This is a genomic window from Leisingera sp. JC1, from assembly GCF_001679925.1.
Taxonomy (GTDB): Bacteria; Pseudomonadota; Alphaproteobacteria; order Rhodobacterales; family Rhodobacteraceae; genus Leisingera.
Window position 1 is genome coordinate 21,835 of the sequence record NZ_LYUZ01000099.1, and the last position, 19,155, is coordinate 40,989.

General features: G+C 65.3%; 17 protein-coding genes. 4 read left to right on the forward strand and 13 right to left on the reverse strand.

Translation table 11 applies throughout. The features are described 5' to 3' along the window. Window positions 1-140: 140 nt before the first annotated feature. Together A9D60_RS15235 and A9D60_RS15240 are read right to left on the reverse strand one after the other, a co-directional pair. Window positions 141-599 (reverse strand): Lrp/AsnC family transcriptional regulator, encoded by a 459-nt coding sequence (locus A9D60_RS15235; RefSeq protein ID WP_065268380.1) that lies wholly within the window; start codon window positions 597-599, stop codon window positions 141-143. Next, window positions 596-1,051: an Lrp/AsnC family transcriptional regulator gene (locus A9D60_RS15240; RefSeq protein ID WP_065268381.1), complete on the reverse strand. Its 456-nt coding sequence runs from the start codon at window positions 1,049-1,051 to the stop codon at window positions 596-598. The genes A9D60_RS15235 and A9D60_RS15240 overlap by 4 nt, the downstream gene beginning before the upstream one ends. A gap of 132 nt (window positions 1,052-1,183) precedes the next feature. Here A9D60_RS15240 and ilvC point away from each other — a divergent pair, with 132 nt between their 5' ends. From ilvC to A9D60_RS15255, 3 genes are all read left to right on the forward strand, one after another. Further along, entirely contained in the window at window positions 1,184-2,206 is a 1,023-nt protein-coding gene (gene ilvC / locus A9D60_RS15245) for a ketol-acid reductoisomerase (protein WP_019298383.1), read from the forward strand. A gap of 89 nt (window positions 2,207-2,295) precedes the next feature. After that, the gene (locus A9D60_RS15250) at window positions 2,296-3,204 is read left to right on the forward strand and encodes a DMT family transporter (protein WP_065268382.1); all 909 of its coding nucleotides are present in this window, start codon (window positions 2,296-2,298) and stop codon (window positions 3,202-3,204) included. 92 nt (window positions 3,205-3,296) lie between these two features. Continuing rightward, on the forward strand, window positions 3,297-4,202 hold the full coding sequence (locus tag A9D60_RS15255; RefSeq protein WP_065268383.1) for a DMT family transporter: 906 nt from the start codon (window positions 3,297-3,299) through the stop codon (window positions 4,200-4,202). A 15-nt stretch (window positions 4,203-4,217) separates the two neighbouring features. On the opposite strand, the gene glmM is transcribed toward A9D60_RS15255, so the two are convergent. The 8 genes from glmM to A9D60_RS15295 all read right to left on the reverse strand — a co-directional run bounded on the left by glmM (window position 4,218) and on the right by A9D60_RS15295 (window position 15,007). Beyond that, window positions 4,218-5,564 carry a phosphoglucosamine mutase gene (gene glmM / locus A9D60_RS15260; RefSeq protein ID WP_065268384.1) on the reverse strand — a complete coding sequence of 449 codons (1,347 nt, stop codon included), beginning with the start codon at window positions 5,562-5,564 and terminating at the stop codon, window positions 4,218-4,220. Window positions 5,565-5,588: 24 nt separating this feature from the next. Then, complete coding sequence (gene folP / locus A9D60_RS15265) at window positions 5,589-6,584, reverse strand: dihydropteroate synthase (RefSeq protein ID WP_065268385.1); 996 nt, start codon at window positions 6,582-6,584, stop codon at window positions 5,589-5,591. Further along, entirely contained in the window at window positions 6,581-7,501 is a 921-nt protein-coding gene (locus tag A9D60_RS15270) for a dihydroneopterin aldolase (protein ID WP_065268386.1), read from the reverse strand. Before A9D60_RS15270 ends, folP begins: the two co-directional genes overlap by 4 nt. Window positions 7,502-7,629: 128 nt before the next feature. Further along, a complete protein-coding gene (locus A9D60_RS15275; RefSeq protein ID WP_065268387.1) occupies window positions 7,630-8,286 on the reverse strand; it encodes a cell wall hydrolase in 657 nt (218 codons plus the stop codon). A gap of 172 nt (window positions 8,287-8,458) precedes the next feature. Further along, window positions 8,459-11,035: a putative PEP-binding protein gene (locus A9D60_RS15280; RefSeq protein WP_065268388.1), complete on the reverse strand. Its 2,577-nt coding sequence runs from the start codon at window positions 11,033-11,035 to the stop codon at window positions 8,459-8,461. Window positions 11,036-11,212: 177 nt separating this feature from the next. After that, window positions 11,213-13,438, reverse strand: a complete 2,226-nt coding sequence (glyS, locus tag A9D60_RS15285; protein ID WP_065268389.1) for a glycine--tRNA ligase subunit beta — start codon at window positions 13,436-13,438, stop codon at window positions 11,213-11,215. A gap of 76 nt (window positions 13,439-13,514) precedes the next feature. Next, window positions 13,515-14,048, reverse strand: coding sequence for a DUF6446 family protein (locus tag A9D60_RS15290; protein WP_065268390.1), 534 nt, complete (start codon window positions 14,046-14,048; stop codon window positions 13,515-13,517). A 17-nt stretch (window positions 14,049-14,065) separates the two neighbouring features. After that, window positions 14,066-15,007 (reverse strand): glycine--tRNA ligase subunit alpha, encoded by a 942-nt coding sequence (locus tag A9D60_RS15295; protein WP_065268391.1) that lies wholly within the window; start codon window positions 15,005-15,007, stop codon window positions 14,066-14,068. A gap of 256 nt (window positions 15,008-15,263) precedes the next feature. Between A9D60_RS15295 and A9D60_RS15300 the strand changes: the two genes are divergently transcribed. Beyond that, window positions 15,264-17,030: a trypsin-like peptidase domain-containing protein gene (locus A9D60_RS15300; protein ID WP_065268392.1), complete on the forward strand. Its 1,767-nt coding sequence runs from the start codon at window positions 15,264-15,266 to the stop codon at window positions 17,028-17,030. Window positions 17,031-17,307: 277 nt separating this feature from the next. Here the strand turns inward: A9D60_RS15300 and A9D60_RS15305 are convergent, their stop codons facing one another. The 3 genes from A9D60_RS15305 to A9D60_RS15315 form a co-directional block, all read right to left on the reverse strand. Next, window positions 17,308-17,949 (reverse strand): SDR family oxidoreductase, encoded by a 642-nt coding sequence (locus A9D60_RS15305; RefSeq protein WP_065268393.1) that lies wholly within the window; start codon window positions 17,947-17,949, stop codon window positions 17,308-17,310. A gap of 28 nt (window positions 17,950-17,977) precedes the next feature. Next, window positions 17,978-18,484, reverse strand: a complete 507-nt coding sequence (locus A9D60_RS15310) for a DUF1178 family protein (protein WP_065268394.1) — start codon at window positions 18,482-18,484, stop codon at window positions 17,978-17,980. Window positions 18,485-18,562: 78 nt separating this feature from the next. Beyond that, window positions 18,563-19,155: EcsC family protein (locus A9D60_RS15315; RefSeq protein ID WP_065268397.1), on the reverse strand; the 593-nt coding region annotated here is incomplete at its 5' end.

Sequence of the window (19,155 nt, forward strand, 5' to 3'; positions counted from 1 at the left end):
CGGCAGGCAAATACCCTGTACGCCTCTGCAACCACCGCTGCAAACTCATGATCCGGCGGCAGTTTGCCTTGCATCCGCTGCATCTGTTTACGTTTCAATTCAGCGCTCCCCAAGAGATGCCCGCTGCAAGCCCTTGATAGTCATCCCAGCGGCCCCGGCCGCCGTTCCTCGCTCAGCAGCACATTGGCCTCAACATTACCGACTCCCGGCAAGGTCATCACCCGGCGCCGCAGCACCCGTTCAAAATCGGAAATGTCGCGCGCCGTCACCCGCAGGCGGTAGTCATACATGCCCAGCACATGCTCCACCGTCTGCACCTCCGGGATGGCTGAGACCGCGCGCTCAAAATCCTCGAGGCTGACCCGCCCCTTGGTCGCCAGCTTTACCCCCAGAAAGACGGTGACACCAAACCCCAGCTTTTCCTTGTCCAGCTCCAGCCTGCGGCCCGCGATGATCCCCGCCTCCTGCAGCCGCTTGATCCGCCGCCAGGTGGCGGGCTGGCTCAGCCCCAGCTGCCGGCCAAGCGCCCCCGCCGACAAAGTCGCATCCTCCGACAGCGCCCGCAGAATGGCAAAGTCCAGATCATCCAAAGCGCTCATACCGGCAGCACCTCGTCCGACTTGATCCGCGCCACATGCATCAGCGCCTCGATATCGGTGATATGCGGCAGGTTCAAAATGGCGGCGCGGTAGATCTGCTGGTAGTGCGGCATGTCCCGCGCAATCACCGAAAGCCGCACATCCACCTGGCCCAGAAAGGTCTGGATCTCGATCACCTCGGCAATGCCCCGGGCCGCCTCGATGAACTCGTCAAAGGCGCGCGGGTTGGTCTTGTCCAGCGTCACCCGCAGCGACACCTCCACCTCATAGCCCAAGGCGCGCCAGTCGATCACCGCCCGCTGCCCCAGGATCACGCGCGCCTCACGAAGTTTCTCCAGCCGCCGCGACAGGCGCGAGGCGGTCATGCCCAGCCGTTCGGCCAGATCCGGAATCGATTGCTCCGGGTCGCTTTGCATATAGCGCAGAATGCGCCGGTCGAGATCATCAAGCATGATTTCATCACTATCAGGCAAAATTACGAATGACTACCGCAAAGAAACCGCGAAATTCATGCGCAACAGCAATCGCCTTCCCCGCCCACATGCCTATGATGCCCTCAAACACCAAACGAAAGGACGTGGATCATGCGCGTTTATTACGACCGCGATTGCGATGTGAACCTGATCAAGGACAAAAAAGTGGCCATCCTGGGCTATGGCTCCCAGGGCCACGCCCACGCGCTGAACCTGCGCGACTCCGGCGCCAAGAACCTTGTCGTCGCCCTGCGCGAAGGCTCCCCCTCGGCGAAGAAAGCCGAAGGCGAAGGCCTGCAGGTCATGGGCATCGCAGAAGCGGCCGCCTGGTGCGACGTCATCATGTTCACCATGCCCGACGAACTGCAGGCTGAGACCTACAAGAAATACGTCCACGACAACATCCGTCCGGGCGCAGCCATCGCATTCGCCCACGGCCTGAACGTGCACTTCGGCCTGATCGAGCCGAAAGAAGGCGTCGACGTCATCATGATGGCGCCCAAGGGCCCGGGCCACACCGTGCGCGGCGAATACACCAAAGGCGGTGGCGTGCCCTGCCTGGTTGCGGTTCACACCGACGCCACCGGCAAAGCGCTGGAAACCGGCCTGTCCTATTGCTCCGCCATCGGCGGCGGCCGCTCCGGCATTATTGAGACCAACTTCCGCGAAGAATGCGAAACCGACCTGTTCGGCGAACAGGCAGTTCTCTGCGGCGGCCTGGTTGAGCTGATCCGCTGCGGTTTCGAAACCCTGGTCGAAGCCGGCTATGCCCCGGAAATGGCCTACTTCGAGTGCCTGCATGAAGTGAAGCTGATCGTTGACCTGATCTATGAAGGCGGCATCGCCAACATGGACTACTCGATCTCCAACACCGCCGAGTACGGCCAGTACGTCACCGGCCCGCGCATCCTGAAGTACGACGAAACCAAAGCCCGCATGAAAGCGGTTCTGGAAGACATCCAGCAGGGCAAATTCGTCCGCGACTTCATGCTGGAAAACCAGGTTGGCCAGCCGACCCTGAAAGCCTCCCGCCGTGCCAACGACGAGCACCTGATCGAAGAAACCGGCGCCAAGCTGCGCGGCATGATGCCCTGGATCTCGGCCGGCAAGATGGTCGACAAAGAGAAGAACTAAGGCGCCCGCGGAACCCTCCGCTGACCTTACCTCTGCAGGGCGCTCCAATTTGGGGCGCCCTTTTTCATTTATTTCATTGGGGTTATCCGATGCCAGACACCCCCGGCGCTGCCAATTGGGCCAAGCTCCTGTTCCTCGGTGTGATCTGGGGCGCCTCCTTCATGGCGGTGTCGCTGGCGCTTCGGGGCTTCCCGCCGATGACCATCGCCGCGCTGCGGATCTCCATCGGCGCGCTCTGCCTTCTGGGCGTGGTCTATGCCATGGGCATCGGTCTGCCCTCCCCGCGTATGCGGGAAGGCCGGATCATCTGGGCCTGCGCCATCGGCATGGGGTTCTTTACCAACGCCCTGCCCTTCACCCTGCTCAGCTGGGGGCAGACTTATGTGGCCAGCGGCTTTGCCGGGGTCTGCATGGCGGTGGTGCCACTGTTTGTTCTGCCGCTGGCGCATCTTCTGGTGCCGGGCGAGCATATGACCCTGCGCCGCACCATCAGCTTCCTGATCGGCTTTGCCGGTGTTGTGGTGCTGATCGGTCTGGATGCCTTCCGCTCCGCCGGAACGGATTTTGAATCACTGGCCCGCCTCGCCTGCCTTGGTGCGTCGCTGTGCTACGCCATCGGTTCGATCATTACCCGGCTCTGCCCGCAGGTGAACATGCTGTCGCTCTCTGCCGCAGCTCTCCTGTGCGGAGCTGCCATGATGACCCCCGCCGCGCTCTGGGCTGAGGGCGTGCCGGAATTGCCCGCCGCCCTGCCGCTCGGCGCCGTGATCTACCTTGGCCTGCTGCCCACCGCCCTCGCCCAGGTGCTGCTGGTGCAGGTCGCCCGCAGCGCAGGCCCGGCGTTCCTGTCCACCGTGAACTACCAGGTGCCGGTCTGGTCGGTGATCTTCGGCGCCGCCCTTCTGGGGGAAACCCTGCCGCCGCAGTTGTTTGCCGCGCTGGCGCTGATCCTCGGCGGCCTTCTCCTCAGCCGCAGCCGCCGCCCGCGCGCGGCGTGAAGCGCAAACGCTTCGATCGATAACAAAGCAATTTCCATTGACCCCGCCCGCCCGGCGGGGTCTTGTCGCGCGGTGAACGGCAAGAGGACCCCATGCCCGATATCGCACCTCGCTACTGGCTGATGATTGCCACCCTCGGCTTTGTCTGGGGCGGGACGTTTCTGCTGATCAAGCTGGCGCTGGACGGGATCACCCCGTTCTGGCTGGCCGCCAGCCGGATCGGCTTTGCCGCGCTGCTGCTGTGCGCGGTCTGGGGCTGGCGCGGGTTCAAGCTATTCAAAGGTAAGGCCAACTGGCCCTCGCTGATCCTCATCGGCATTCTCAGCACCGCCCTGCCCTTCATGCTGATCAATTGGGGTCAGCAGCATGTCTCCTCCGGCTTCACCGGCGTCAGCATGGCCGCAATCCCGCTGATGGTGCTGCCGCTGGCGCATGTCTTTGTGCCGGGCGAGCAGATGACCCTGCGCCGCCTCATCGGCTTCTGCATCGGCTTTGCCGGCGTCGCGCTGCTGATCGGCGGCAAGGCATTTGAAACCAGCGGCGCCGAACTGGAGGCCTATGGCCGCGCCGCCTGCCTGGCTGCCGCAGCCTGCTACTCGGTCAGCTCTATCCTGACCCGCCGTCTGCCGCCCGCCGACCCGGTCGGACTGGCGGCCATCTTCCTGGTGATCGGCTGTTTCATCATCTTCCCGACCGCCTGGGCCGCAGAAGGCCCGCCAGTGATGCCGGACACCCGGACCCTGCTGATCGCCGCTGTCCTCGGCTTGATCCCGACAGCCGCTGCCAACCTGCTGCGCGTCATCGTGGTGCGCGAGGCCGGCCCCACCTTCATGACCCTCACCAATTACCAGGTGCCGGTCTGGGCGGTGGTGCTGGGCGCGGTGTTCCTGGGCGAGGAGCTGCCGCCCTCGATGCTGCTGGCAATGGTGATGATCCTGGGCGGTCTCGGCCTCAGTCAGTTCGGCAGGCTCAGCCGCCTGTTCGGCAAAGGGGGCTGAACGCCCCCCTCCCGACTAGCCCTCGACCGCCGCCTCAACCGCGGCAACCACACTGTCGACCGCCAGCGTCATCAGCTCGGCATCCTCGCTCTCCGCCATCACCCGCACCAGCGGTTCGGTCCCGGACTTGCGGATCAAGAGGCGCCCCTGGCCGTCCAGCATCTTCTCAGCCGCGGCAATCGCCTCCTGCACACGCGCATCCTCCAGCGGCACCTGGCCCGCCTGGAACCGCACATTGCGCAGCCGCTGCGGCACGGTCTCAAACTGATGCGCCAGCTCTGACGCCTTCCGGCCGGTCTGCACCATCGCCGCCAGGAAATGCAGCCCCGCCATCAGCCCGTCGCCGGTGGTGGCATAGTCGCTCATCACGATATGGCCGGATTGTTCGCCGCCCAGGTTGAACCCGCCCTCGCGCATCCGTTCCACCACATAGCGGTCGCCCACGGCCGTGCGCTCCAATCCCAGGCCCTTGCCCTCAAGGAAGCGCTCGAGACCGAGGTTCGACATCACGGTTGCAACCAGCGCGCCGCCGGTCAGAAGACCTTCTTCGGCCCAGCGGCTGGCCAGCAGCGCCATCAGCTGGTCGCCGTCCGCCACGGTGCCGGTCTCATCGATCAGGATCACCCGGTCGGCATCGCCATCCAGACAGATCCCGACATGCGCCCCATGCGCCACCACCGCCTCAGCCGCGGCCTGCGGATGGGTCGAGCCGCAACCGCGGTTGATGTTCAGCCCGTCCGGCGCCACCCCGACCGGGATCACGTCCGCCCCCAGCTCCCACAGCACTTCGGGCGCGGTCCGGTGCGCCGCGCCATTGGCGCAGTCGATCACCACCTTCAGCCCGTTCAGGCCCAGATTGCGCGGCAGGGAGCTTTTGACCCGCTCGCCATAGCGGAAGCGCGCATCGTCGATCCGCTTGGCGCGGCCGATGTTGACAGCCTGGGCCGGATCGACCCCTGCCTCGACCAGCGCCTCAATCTCCATTTCGGCGCTGTCCGACAGTTTAAATCCGTCGGGGCCGAAGAATTTGATGCCATTATCCTCTGACGGGTTGTGGCTGGCAGAGATCATCACACCAAGGTCCGCCCGCATCGAGCGTGTCATCAGCCCGACCGCCGGCGTCGGCACCGGACCCAGCAGCAGCACGTTCATGCCGGTCGAGGTCAGCCCCGCCGTCAGCGCGTTTTCAAACATATAGCCGGACAGCCGGGTATCCTTGCCGATCACCACCCGGTGCACCCCGGTGCCGTCGCGCCGGAAATAACGCCCCACGGCTGCCCCAATGCGCAGCGCCATCTCCGCGGTCATGGGATGGATATTGGCCGTGCCGCGCACGCCATCGGTTCCAAAGAGTTTCCGCATTATGCTTTCCTGCCTAAAAAGGCCTTACCGGACCGCCTGCCAAAGCCGCAGGGCCTGAACCGTCTCAGCCACGTCATGCACCCGCAGGAATTGCACGCCTTGCGCCAGCGCTGCAAGCCCTACCGCAATCGACCCCGGCGCCCGGGCATCCGCACGCGGCGCTTCGCCGATGGTGCCGATGAATTTCTTGCGGGATACCCCCAGCAGCACCGGGCAGCCAAGCCCGTGAAACAGGCTGAGATTGCGCAGAAGCGTCAGGTTATGCTCCTGCGTCTTGCCGAACCCGATGCCCGGGTCGACCACGATCTGCTCGCGCACCACGCCAATGGCTTCCAGCCGGTCGATCTGGTCGCTAAGGAAGTCATAGACATCCAGCAGCACATTTCCGTATTGCGGATCATCCTGCATGGTGGCCGGATCGCCCTGGGCATGCATGATGCAGACCGGCACGCTGGCCTGCGCCGCCAGGGGCGCCAGGGCCGGATCAAAGGTGAAGCCGGAGACATCATTCAGCAGGTTCGCCCCCGCCTCCAGCGCTTCCATGCCCACCGTGGCCTTGCGGGTGTCAATGGAGACCGGCACCGGGCACTCCGCGCGAATGGCCGCGATCACCGGGGCCGTGCGCTCGATTTCCTCGGCCTCGGGCACCTCAGCAGCCCCGGGCCGTGTGGACTCGCCGCCCACGTCGATGATCGTTGCGCCATCGGCCACCATCTGCAGCGCCGCGGCCTTCCCAGCCTCGGCACCGGCATGTTTGCCGCCGTCCGAGAAACTGTCCGGCGTCACATTCAGAATGCCCATGATCTGCGGCTGGGTCATATCCAGACCGGCGATCGACGCGCGCCGCGCGCTCAGGCGGCGGCGCTCCATCTCAGGCACCAGACCGGCAGGCACAATCCGCGGCGGCGCATCGCGGCTGAGGATCTCAACCTCGGTGAACCACAAGGCACTGCCTGCCAGCGGAACCGCGCCTTCGGGGCGCGCCTCGCCGTGCTGAACCAACGGCCGGTAATATGTCACAGTTGTGCTTGCTCCACGCTGACGGCCCGCAAGGGGACACCGGGATTATCAGGCAAATCCCCGCCAAGCACAATCATCTCGCCAGCCTCGAACGTCGCCGCAAACCAGGCCGCCAGCGCCACCGAGTTCGAGGGCGGCGCCGAAGGCCCTTCCACTGCATCCAGCACGATCTTGGACGGCGCCCAGACGCAGATCTGGCCGTTCTTCATCGCCCAATCCAGTTCGGTCCGGGTGGAGACCACAACGCAGCGGTCATCCTTGGCCGCAAGGCGCCAGGCATTCTGTTCAATCGCCAGCAGGTCGATCCGCCGCTGGGTCCACTTATGCCCCGTCGTGGGGACCGCCAGCGGGTGCGTTCCGACGCACAGGATCAGCGGCCGCTTGCGGCATTCCATCTGGTCTATCCAGGCGGTCAGGTTTTCACTGTCGATGGCCGCGTTGGACAGGTACATCAGCCGCGGATGCGGGCGGTCCTGCTCGCCTGCCAGATGGGTGATCTGATCCTTGGAGCGCACCACTTCGACGCCCAGCGCGCCGGGGCCGCGGTCCAGCTTCTCGATCCGCACGAATGCGCGCACCGCCTGATGCTCCAGCAGGATCCGTTCGGCCACCCGTTCCGCCAGCGTCTCCAGCAGGTTCAGCCGCTCCGCCGCCAGTTCATGAGCGATGGCTTCGGTCAGCTTGTCATAGGACAGGATCCGGTCAACATCGTCGTCCAGATCCTTGGGCAGCGGCGCGATTTCGACCACCACGTTGAAACTGATCCGCTGGGTTGAGCCGCGCTCCGCCTGGAACGCGCCGATCTCCACTTCGACAGTGTGATCGCGCAGCGAAATCCGGTCCAGCGGGCCGGGCGCGGCAGTGGCCATCGAACGTTCGGACGGGTGCGCAAAGGCAAGGCGGATTTCAGAGGGCATGGGAAACGGGCCTTTGGCTGGCTGTGTCAGGTGCGGGACCCAACAATAGACTTTCAGCGGCTTCTTAACAGTCCCGCATACGCCATGCCAGTAGCAGAAAGCGGCACCGGGATGCCGCCTTCATGCCATCAGTTGCTCATCGCGGTCTGGTAGCGATCGTCGCGGTAGAACAGATGCACGCCGATGCGCGTAGTGTTTGTGAAGGTGCGGCTCCAGCGCGGCCGCACCGCGGTGGTGTGGTAGTAGGTCGCGCCTGCGGTCAGTTCCGACTTCAGCCCGTCCAGCGCCGCACGCGCCACCTTGGCCACCCGCTGATACGCTTTCTTCTCGCGGATCACTTCCTCGTAGCCGTCACAAGTGTAGGTGAACTGGCACTGGTACTTGCGCCCTGTCCCCTGGTTGATCACCCCGCACGGGGTGTTCGGGAACTGTTCGCTCTGGACCCGGTTCAGGATCACTTCGGCCACCGCGAACTGGCCTTTCACGGTCTCGCCGCGCGCCTCGAAGTACAGCGCCTCGGCCAGGCAGGCGAACTGTTCGCCACCGGTCGCTTTGGGCTGGGAGTCCAGCCAGGCTTTTGAGTACTCCACCTGTTGCGTGCCGGTCTTGCGGCTCTTGAACGGATTGGAGCGGAATCCGAAAAATCCGCTGAACTTCCGCGCAGGTACCGCGTTGAGACTGGCCTGCTCACGCTCGATCAGCGCATCCAGACCGGTTTCGGCAGCAACACTCTTACCCATCGCGATGGTGGCAGCCATCACGGCAATCATAGTCAACAATTTCATTCAGGGTTCCCCCGTCCTAGCAGCTTGCAACCGGTTACCCCGGCCACATGCGGTCGCAGCCTTTAAAGGAAATGACCCCGAAGGTCCAGCTTGCCGCCCGGGGGTGCGACAGCATGGTTAACGCATATGCGGGGCCAGAACCTCTTCCAGCAGCTGGATGCCCTGAATTTTCCTAATATTTATGGTAAGTTGGCGCAACCTGTCCGGTTCTGCTGCCAATCGCCAGCTGGGCGGCGGCTAACCGCGCAACCGGAACCCGGAACGGCGAGCACGAAACGTAATCAAAGCCCGCGTCACGGCAAAATGCAATCGATTCGGGGTTGCCGCCGTGCTCGCCGCAGATCGACAGCGTAATTTCGCCGTTCTCCGCGCGGCCGCGCTGAACACCCAGTTTCAGCAGCTCGCCGACCCCGTCGGTATCCAGCACGTGGAACGGATCCTCCGGGAACACCCCCTGGTTCACATATTCCGACATGAACCGCCCGGCGTCATCCCGCGACAGGCCATAGGTCATCTGCGTGAGGTCGTTGGTGCCGAAGCTGAGAAACGCCGTATGAGGCGAAATCTCCCCCGCCCGCAGCGCCGCGCGCGGCGTTTCCACCATCACTCCCAGCCGGTAGGTGAAGTCCTCGCCGCGCTCTGACTTCACCGCCGCAGCCACCGCATCGATGCGGGCCTTGACCAGCTCCACCTCACGCTTGGCCGAGACCAGAGGGATCATGATTTCCGGCACCACCGGCTCACCCCATTTCGAGGCTTCCAGCGTGGCCTCGAAGATGGCGCGCGCCTGCATGTCATAGATTTCCGGCACCGTCACGCCCAGCCGCACCCCGCGCAGGCCCAGCATCGGGTTGTACTCGTCCATCTCCTCCACCCGCCGGGTCACATCGCTGACCGGAATGCCCAAAGCCTCCGACAGCTCGCGCTGGCCGGTCTTGGTGGCGGGCAGGAATTCATGCAGCGGCGGGTCGAACAGGCGGATGCAGACCGGCATCCCCTCCATGATCCGGAACAGCTCGCGGAAGTCGTCGCGCTGCATCGGCAGCAGACGCTCGAGCACCGCCTCCCGGCCCGAGGGCGTCTCGGCAAAGATCATCTCGCGCATCACGGTCAGCCGCCCGGGCTCAAAGAACATATGCTCCGTCCGGCACAGTCCGATGCCTTGAGCGTTGAACTTTCTCGCCATTTCAGCATCTTCCGGGGTGTCCGCATTGGCCCGGATGCCGATATCGCGGGCCTCGTCGGCCCAGGTCAGCAGCGTCTGCAGCGCCCCGTCCTCAGCCGCTTCCAGCATCTGCGGCTGGCCTGCCAGCACCTGGCCGCTGCTGCCGTCGATGGTGATGATGTCGCCCGCGTTAAACACGCGGCCGTCTGCGGACTCCAGCATTTTGCGCTTGCTGTGAAATTTCAAGTTGGAGGCACCGACGATGCACGGCAGGCCCAAACCGCGGCCGATCACCGCCGCATGGCTGGTCATGCCGCCCTTCTCGGTCAGCACACCCGCCGCCGCATGCATCCCGCGCACGTCTTCGGGAGAGGTCTCCCGGCGTACCAGAATGCAGGGCTCCCCGCGCGCCGCACTGGCCTGCGCCCCGGCAGCAGTGAAAACCAGCTTGCCGGTCGCGGCTCCGGGGCTTGCGGCAATGCCGCGCCCGATCACATCACGCTCGGCGTCCGGCGCCACCTGCCGGTGCAGAAGCTCATTCAGGATATGCGCATCCACGCGCATCAGGGCCTCTTCCTTGGGGATCACCCCGTCCTCGGCCAGCGCAATGGCAATCCGCACCGCTGCCTGTGCCGACCGCACCACCCGCACCCCGTCCAGGATATGCACCCGGCCGTTCTCGATGACGAACTCCAGCTGCATTTCCTCGCGCAGCTTCCGGCGCATCAGCGCTGCGTGGGCCTTCAGGTCCGCAAACGCCTCCGGCGCCAGCTCCTCCAGCGACAGCCCGCGCGCATCCTTGGCAAGGTACATCGCCTGAACCCCGGCCCCCAGCGCATCGCGCCCCTGGCTCTGGCTCAGGTAGCGCCCGGTCAGCTGCGGCATGCCGGTGGTGGAATTCACCAGCTGCAGGACACCCGATCCGCATTCTCCCTGGCCCACACCGGGGATCATCTCCTGCACCACCAGCCCCAGGCCCGCATCGGCCGGCGCGCCTTTGGCCTGGCGCAACAGCCGTGCCGAGGTGCCCTCCCAGGCCCGCGCCATTGAGCGCAGCACCGCCGCCAGCTGCTCACCCGGGTCCTGCGGAAACGGCTCATCCGTCTCCGCCTCATAGGCATGCAGAATTTCACTCAAAGCATCCGGGCCGCCGTCCTCGACATCGTCGAACACATCCGGATCCAGCCGCGCAACATGCACCGCATAGGATTGCACGAACCGCAGATACAGCGCCGCCGCGGCCTCCCGCCCCAGGCTGTCGCAGAGGTCGACATAGCGGGCATCGTTCATGCCGATGTTCAGGATCGCACCGGGACCGCCCCAGTCAGGATCTTCCGAGGACGGGCGCACGCACAGCAGCGCCTCCGGGTCGAATTCGGCCAGCACCGCGTTCAGGTCCGGCATCTGCCCTTCGGCAATGGAGTGCACAGCATCAAACGACAGCGCCACCGTGCGCGGCACCGGCAGGTCCAAGCGCACCAAGCGCTGCAGGCATTTCGCCCGCCCGCCATGGGTGGCGGTGGCCACCGGCGCGGTGGCAGTGATGAGGCAGGCCTGCGGGGTCTGTTCGAAATCTTTCTGCACTGCAGCACGTCTCCTTTGCCAGTCACCATAAGGCCAAGACGCGACGGCGCAAGGGTCTTGTAACAGGGCAGTGACGGATCAGGCGGGCGCAGATACGAAAAACCGGCCTTCCCTTGCGGAAAGGCCGGTGCCTCCGGCGGGAGTATTTTAGGCAAAGAAGAAGACGGGCGCTGGCGGTCAGCCCTCGACCTTGGCGAGGTCCGCCACCTGGCCGCAGACCTGCCGGATCTGGCTGAGGAGGTTCAGGCGGTTGCGCCGCACCACTTCGCTGTCCGCATTGACCTGCACCGCCTCAAAGAACGCATCGATGGGCGCGCGCAGGGCGGCCATGCCCCGCATGGCTGCCGCGAAATCTTCGGCTTCGACAGCCGGAGAGATCGCCGCCCCGCCAGCCTCCAGCGCATCAAACAGCGCGGTCTCGGCCGGGTCCTCGGCAAACTTGCGGTCGGCGCCATAGGAGTATTCCACGCCGTCCTTTTCTTCCGCCTGGCTGAGGATGTTGTTGGCGCGTTTGAAGCCCTGCAGCAGGTTGGTGCCATCCTCGGTCTTCAGGAAATCCTCCAAGGCGCGGGCGCGTTTCACCAGCAGTGTCAGGTCGTCGTTCCCGTCCATTGCAATGCAGGCGTCGATCACGTCATGGCGGATGCCCTGATCGCGCAGGAAGACCTTGAGGCGGTCGTGGAAGAAGGAGAGGAGGTCGTCCGAAGTGTCCGGAACCTTCTTTTCGAGGTTCAGGAAGGCTTCCGCAGGGGACGCGCCAAGGTTCTCCTTCACGGCCTCGAAAGCGGACCCGAACACCCCGTGTTCTGCAATCTCCTGCAGCAGGTCATTCACGGTCTCCTCCGGAAGCGCCCCATTGGCGGCGCTTTCGGCCCGCAGAAGCTGGCTGTCAAAGAACCGGTCCAGCGGCATCCGCACATCATTCTCCAGCACCAGCCGGATCACCCCCAGCGCGGCGCGGCGCAGGGCAAAGGGGTCTTTCGAGCCGGTGGGCTTTTCATCAATCGCCCAGAAGCCGGTCAGCGTGTCCAGCTTGTCGGCCAGTGCCACGGCGACCGAAACGGGCTCCGACGGCACATCATCGCCCGGCCCCAGCGGTGAGTAATGCTGCTCGCAGGCATTCGCCACGGCTGAGGGCAGGCCCGCAGCCTCGGCATAGTAGCGGCCCATCAGCCCCTGCAGCTCGGGGAATTCGTAGACCATTTCCGAGCTGAGGTCGGCCTTGGCCACCCGCGCCGCATGCTCTGCCAGGTCCGCATCGGCGCCCACCACCGGCGCGATCTCCCGAGCCAGCGCGGCGATGCGGTCGATCCGCGCCGCCTGGGTGCCCAGCTTGTTGTGGAAGGTCACATTGCCCAGGTTCTCGACCCAGGCGCTCATGCCCGCCTCGGACTTCGCCGTGCGCAGGTCGTTCGCCCAGAAGAACTTGGCATCCGCCAGACGCGCCGACAGGACCTTTTGATTGCCCGCCAGGATAGTCGCGCCATTGTCCGCGGTCTCGCGGTTGGCGACGGTGATGAACTTCTCGATCCGCCCGGTCTTGGGGTTCTTAACCGAGAAGAACTTCTGGTGCTCCTTCATCGAGGTCTGCAGCACCTCTGCCGGCAGCGCCAGGAATTCTTCGTCAATCGCGCCCATCAGCACCACCGGCCATTCGACCAGGCCTGCAACCTCAGCCAGCAGGCCCTTGTCCTCGACCACGTCCAGCCCGTTGGCAAAGGCCTGGTTGGTCGCCTCCTGCCAGATCGCCTCGGCCCGCTCACGGGCGTCCAGCACCACATGGGCGCGCTTCAGCTTGGCGGCGTAGTCGTCAAAACCGGTGACGGTGATCTCATCCGGCGCCATGAAGCGGTGGCCGCGGGTGGTATTGCCGGACTTGATGCCGTCGATGTCCAGATCCACCACGCTAGCGCCTGCCTCATCCGACAGGATGCAGAGGATCGAATGCAGCGGCCGCACCCAGCGCAAGGACCCCGCACCCCAGCGCATGGATTTCGGCCAGGGGAAGTTGCGGATACTGTCTTCCAGCACCTCGGCAATGATCTCCGCCGCCGGGCGGCCCGGCTTTTCGATCATCGCGAAAAAGACCGCACCCTTCGGCGTCTCACGCTCCTCCAGCTGATCACGGGTCAAGCCCGCACCGCGCAGGAAGCCCTCGATCGCCTTGTCCGGCGCACCCACTTTCGGCCCCTTGCGCTCTTCGCGGATGGTCGGGCTTTCCGCCAGCAGTCCATCCACCGCCAGCGTCAGGCGGCGCGGCGTCGACAGCGCCGCGGCCCCGGCATAGGTGAGGCCCGCCTCGACCAGACCATCGGTCACACGCTTCTTCAGGTCCTCCGTCGCACGCGCTTGCATGCGGGCCGGGATTTCCTCGGAAAACAGTTCAATCAGCAGATCGGGCATCAGATATCCTCGGGCGTGGCCGCGCGGGCGGGCGCAGCGGAAAATTCAGAAAAGGCGGGCATGGGGCGAAGGCGCATCATTCGCTTGCACCCGCCTCAGGCCGGGGCGGGCATTCCTCGCCCACCACGGTGCCGTCATAGGCTTTCTGGCCGCAGTCATTCAGCTCATGCCAGACATAGCCGCGGCCCTCATCGGTGACGGCAACAATCCGGTCGACGCCATAAGAGATGTTCTTGACCGACAGGAACGGCTTGGCAGAGCCATCCGCCAGCTTGGCCCCGATGGCGGCGGCATCAAAGCACTCAAACCAGTCCGGCGCGTTGCGCGGCTCAACCTTGTCCGACAGGGCAAAGACCTGCGCCAGCTCATCCGGTGACACCTTGGTGGTGAAACAGGCCCGGTAGCGGATGGGGGAGCTGTCCGCGTCAATCGCCTCGAAATCCGCATAGGCAATCGGCTGCGCCTCGCCGCCATCCAGCGGCACCAGCATCACATCGCGGCCCGGCTGCAGCGCGACCTCGTCATAGAAGCCATAGACCTGCAGGTAATACATCGCCCCCCCGGCCGCGAGGCCGGAGACGATCAGGATCAGGGCAAGGAGTTTCCCCATAACGTGCCGTCCCCTGCTCAGGCCGCGTTCTCGGGCGCGTAGCCGCCGGCTTCGGTCAGCACGAATGCATCGGCGCATTGCTTGGCCAGCGCCCGGACACGGCCGATATAAGCCTGGCGTTCAGTGACCGAAATCACCCCGCGGGCATCCAGCAGGTTGAAAATGTGGGACGCCTTGATGCACTGGTCATAGGCGGGATGCGCCATGATGATGCGCTTGCCGGTCTTCGGGTCCTGATGCTCCTGCGCCAGGATCGCTGCGCATTCGGCCTCGGCCTCCTCGAAATGGCGCAGCAGCACTTCGGTGTTGGCCACGTCAAAGTTCCAGCGGGCGTATTCTTCCTCGGTCTGCTTGAACACGTCGCCATAGCTCAGCGGGATCAGCGCGTCCGGGTCATTGAAGGGCATGTCCATCACATGATCGACGCCCAGGATATACATCGCCAGACGTTCCAGCCCATAGGTCAGCTCACCCGACACCGGGTGGCAGTCATGGCCGCCGACCTGCTGGAAATAGGTGAACTGGCTGACTTCCATGCCATCACACCAGACTTCCCAGCCCAGGCCCCAGGCGCCGAGCGTTGGCGACTCCCAGTCGTCCTCGACAAAGCGGATGTCGTGCATCGCCATATCAACGCCAATCGCCTCAAGGCTGCCCAGATACAGCTCCTGCAGGTTCGGCGGGCTGGGTTTGATCAGCACCTGGTACTGGTAGTAATGCTGCAGCCGGTTCGGGTTCTCGCCATAGCGCCCGTCGGTCGGGCGGCGCGAGGGCTGCACATAAGCCGCGGCCCAGGCCTTGGACCCCAGCGAGCGCAGCGTGGTCGCCGGGTGGAAGGTGCCGGCGCCGACTTCCATGTCATAGGGCTGCATCACTGCACAGCCTTTGGCGGCCCAGTAGTTCTGGAGCCTCAGGATAATCTCTTGGAAGGAGCGCGGCGCGCCGTTGGTCTGGGTCATCTCTTATCCCTTTGGGGGCATCTGGGGCAGCAATTGCGGGGTTCTTCCTATGCAAGGCTCTTGGCAGGGTCAACGCCCTCTGCCTGCCTAAGCCCTGTCCTTGCCCCGATGCCCGCCGCGCATCGGCAACAAAAGTGCGGGAATGCGGCAACGGGCCGGGAATTCCCCCTGTCATGAGGAGTTCCCTTTGCCGCCGCAAAATGCTTAATCTCCGCCTCAAAGAATAAGAGTACTTCCGGGATACGAGGCCCTGACCATGAAAAAACTGTTTGCCGCTCTGGCCCTGCCGCTGATTGCGCTGGCCATTGCGTTCACGGCGCCTGTTTCAGCGCAGAGCAGCCGCGATGGCGTCTGGAYCCAGATCGCCGCCCGCCCCTCCCTGCGCGAGGCCGAAAAAGAGGCCCGCAGCTATGCCGCCCGCCTGCCCGATGTCTCCGGCTATTCCATTGGCGGCGGCTGGTACGGGGTGGTGCTCGGCCCCTATTCCCGTGATGACGCCGAACGCGTGCTGCAGGTCTACCGCGGCGAGGGGCAGATCCCGCGCGACAGCTTCATCGCATTTGAACGCAACCTGGGCAGCCAGTTCTACCCGGTTGCTGCGGATGCCACCCAGCCCGCGGAACCCGCCCCCGCCCCTGTGGAACCCGCGGTGCAGGAACCCGAACCGCAGCCGCAAACCGCCCTGCAGACCACCCTGCCCGATGAAACCCCGGCCCAGGCGCGGCGCAGCGAAAGCGCGCTCAGCCGTGAGCAGCGGATGGACCTGCAGGTCGCGCTGAAGGCGGCAGGTTTCTACAACTCCGGCATCGACGGCGCCTTCGGCCGCGGCACCCGCGCCTCGATGAGCGACTGGCAGGCGGCCCGCGGCTTTGAGCCGACCGGCGTGCTGACCACCGCCCAGCGCCAGGTGCTGATGGATGAATACAACGCGCCGCTGATCTCTGTCGGCATGGCCCGCGCCGAGGACGCCAAGGCCGGCATCGCGCTGCAGATCCCGGCAGATGAAGTTGCCTTTGACCGCTATGAATCGCCTTTTGCCCATTACACCAGCAAAGGCGATCTGGGCGCCCAGCTGCTGCTGATCAGCCAGCCCGGCGACAAGCGCACCCTGTTTGGCCTTTATGACATCCTGCAGACGCTGGAAATCGTGCCGCTGGACGGCCCGCGCGAACGCGGCGCCAGCAGCTTCACCATCGAAGGCCGCAGCAATCAAATCGTCTCCTTCACCCAGGCCAGCCTGAAGAACGGCGAGATCAAGGGCTTCACCCTGGTCTGGCCCGCCGGCGACGAAGACCGCCGCGCCCGCGTTCTGGCCGCGATGCAGTCCAGCTTCACCCGCCTCGACGGGGTTCTGGACCCGGCTGAGGGCGGCGACGCGGTGCAAAACGTCGATCTGGTCTCCGGCCTGGAGATCCGCAAGCCGAAACTGTCGCGCAGCGGCTTCTTCGTGGATGGCAACGGCAGCGTTCTGACCACCTCGGACGTGGTGGCCGGCTGCACCCGGATCACCCTGGACCACGGCTATGAAGCCACCGTTGCAGCCAATAACGCCGCCGACGGCATCGCGGTGCTGAAACCCGCACAGCCTCTGGCGCCTGCCGCCGTGGGCGGCCTCAGCACCGCTTCGCCGCGGCTGCAGTCAGAGGTCGCGGTCTCCGGCTTCTCCTACGAAGGCGTGCTTGGCGCTCCCAGCCTGACCTGGGGCAAGATTGCCGACGTGAAAAGCCTGGACGGCAACACCAATGTCGCGCGCCTTGAGCTGGCAGCACAGCCCGGCGATGCCGGCGGCCCGGTGCTGGATGCAACCGGCGCGGTGCTGGGGATGCTGCTGCCGCAGCAGTCCGGCGGCAAGCAGCTGCCCGAAGGCGTTAGCTTTGCCGTGAACGCCGAGGTGATCCGCGGCGCCTTGAACGACGCAGGCCTCAGCCCGGCCGCACAGCCCGCCTCCGGCGGCAGCCTGCCCAACGCGGCAATCACCCGGCTGGCCTCCGGCATGACCGTTCTGGTCAGCTGCTGGGAGTAACCCCTGCCCCGCTTGCAGGCAAACTGCTGACACAAAACAGCCGGCGCGGATTTCGCGCCGGCTTTCTTTTTTGCAGCGCCCGCAGCCCTAAAAGCAGCGCAGTGCTCCCGCCCGGCACCGGGCCCTGCCGGGCCCTCAGCCCGTTGGGCATGGCACCGTGCCTGCGCACGGTGCCGCGCCGCGCAACCGCGCGGCGCACCGCCCAAGGCCGCCAAGGGGGCTGGCAAAGCCAAGCCGCTGCGGGCGCGGGAGCGCTGCGCTGCCTGACAGCCTCCGCTCAGTAAGGGTGGATGCGGCCGTCCCAGGTATGAAAGCAGCCGGTGGTGTCCACGGTCAGGACATCAAATTCATTGATCAGCCCGGCAACCGACTCCTGCACCGTGATTTCGCCGTCATAGCCGCCCATGTCAGTCTGCACCCAGCCGGGATGATAGATGCCGACGGCAATCCCTTCCGGCTTCAGGTCGGTGGCCAGGTTGCGCCCGATATTCAGCGCCGCCGCCTTTGACGCGCGGTAGGCATAGCTGCCGCCCGGCGCCCGGTTGTGGCTGGCCATCTGCGACGACAGGATGGCGATCTTGGGGCTTTCCGCCAGCCGCAGGTTCGGCAGCATCGCCTGCACCGTCAGGAACACGCCGGTCACATTGGCGGCCATCGTCTTGGTCCAGACCTCGGCGGAATAATCCTCCAGCCCCATCGCCTTGTCGATATAAACGCCGGCATTGCAGACCAGCAGATCCACCGGGCGGCCCTTGATCTGGGCGGCAAAGCGCGCCTGCTGGCCCGGGTCGGAAACATCCAGCTTGACGCCCGAGGAATGGTCCCGCGAGGTGCCCGTCACCTCATGGCCCGCCTCCCGCAGCTGCTTCACCAGCTCTTTGCCGATCCCGCGGCTGGTTCCCGTTACAACTGCATGCATTCTGCCCTGTCCTTCAGCTTTGGTCTTGTCAGTTCGATTTCCGGCCCGGGCGGAACGGCAGCGGCATCACCGGCACGCCTTCCTCGATCAGCTCGCGCGCATCTTCCAGCCTTGCCTCGCCGTGGATCGCCCGCTCCGGCGCCTCGCCCAGATGCATCGCACGGGCCTCCCGCACGAAACTGTCCCCTACATAGTCAGAGTTTTCCTCAACCTTCTTGCGCAGCTCGGCCAGCGCCTTCTCCACCTCGCCCGACGGGCGGCTCAGCATACCCGGCCCTGACGCAGCAGGCGCCGGCGCAGGAGCTGGTGCCGGGGCAGCAGCAGGCACGGCCTGCGGTTCAGGCTCGCCGACACCGGACACCGCCTTGCGGCCCGGGCGCACCCGCGGTGCCATGATTGCTTTCGTCACCTTGGTGCCGCCGCAGACCGCACAGGACACCATCCCGCCCGCGGCCAGCTTGTCAAAAGCGGCCGCCGACTGGAACCAGCTGTCGAACGCATGCCCGTCCGCACATTTGAGGCTGTATTGAATCATGCTTACTCTCTTAGCAGGAAAGGCTGATTAAATCTGCCTCTCCGGCAAGCGCAAGAGGTCTCTGTGTCCGCCGCGCAGCTACCGCGCTCCATTCTGGTTCTGCAGCCGCTGCCGCAGCCGCGCCGTCAGCTCCTCCGGCGCGACATCCGCCTCCACCGCCAGCCTTCTCAAGCCGAAGTGCACATGCGCCATTTCCCGGTAATAGCCGGAAAACACATAGTTCACCGCAGCCCCTGCCACCGCGCCGGCAATCGGCACGGCCTGTGCCGCCAGTTTCTGCCCCAGCACCGTGCCCAGCTTGGGCGCCACCTGGGCAATCAGCTTGTGCAGGCCGCCGGGCAATCCCAGCCGGACAGAGACAAAGCCCAAATCCGCCCCGTCATCCTCCGCCAGCGGCCCCGCCGCGGCAAACACCTGGATGCAGTCGAAGGTCACGCTTTCGGCATCGGGATCAAACCCTTCCGCCGCTGCCGCGCCCTGAATGGTGCGCAGCAGAAAGGCGGTGGTGGCCGGCAGCTCCACCAGCGCCCCCGGCAGCCCCGCAGCGCCGCCCGCGGCGCCCATGGCCGCGCTCACCATCCGGTCGACCCCGGGCTTCTGATCCGGCACCAGCCGGCGCGACTGGCTGGCCCCCTTCATGGCCACCCGCAACGCGGTCTCCGTGGCGCCGG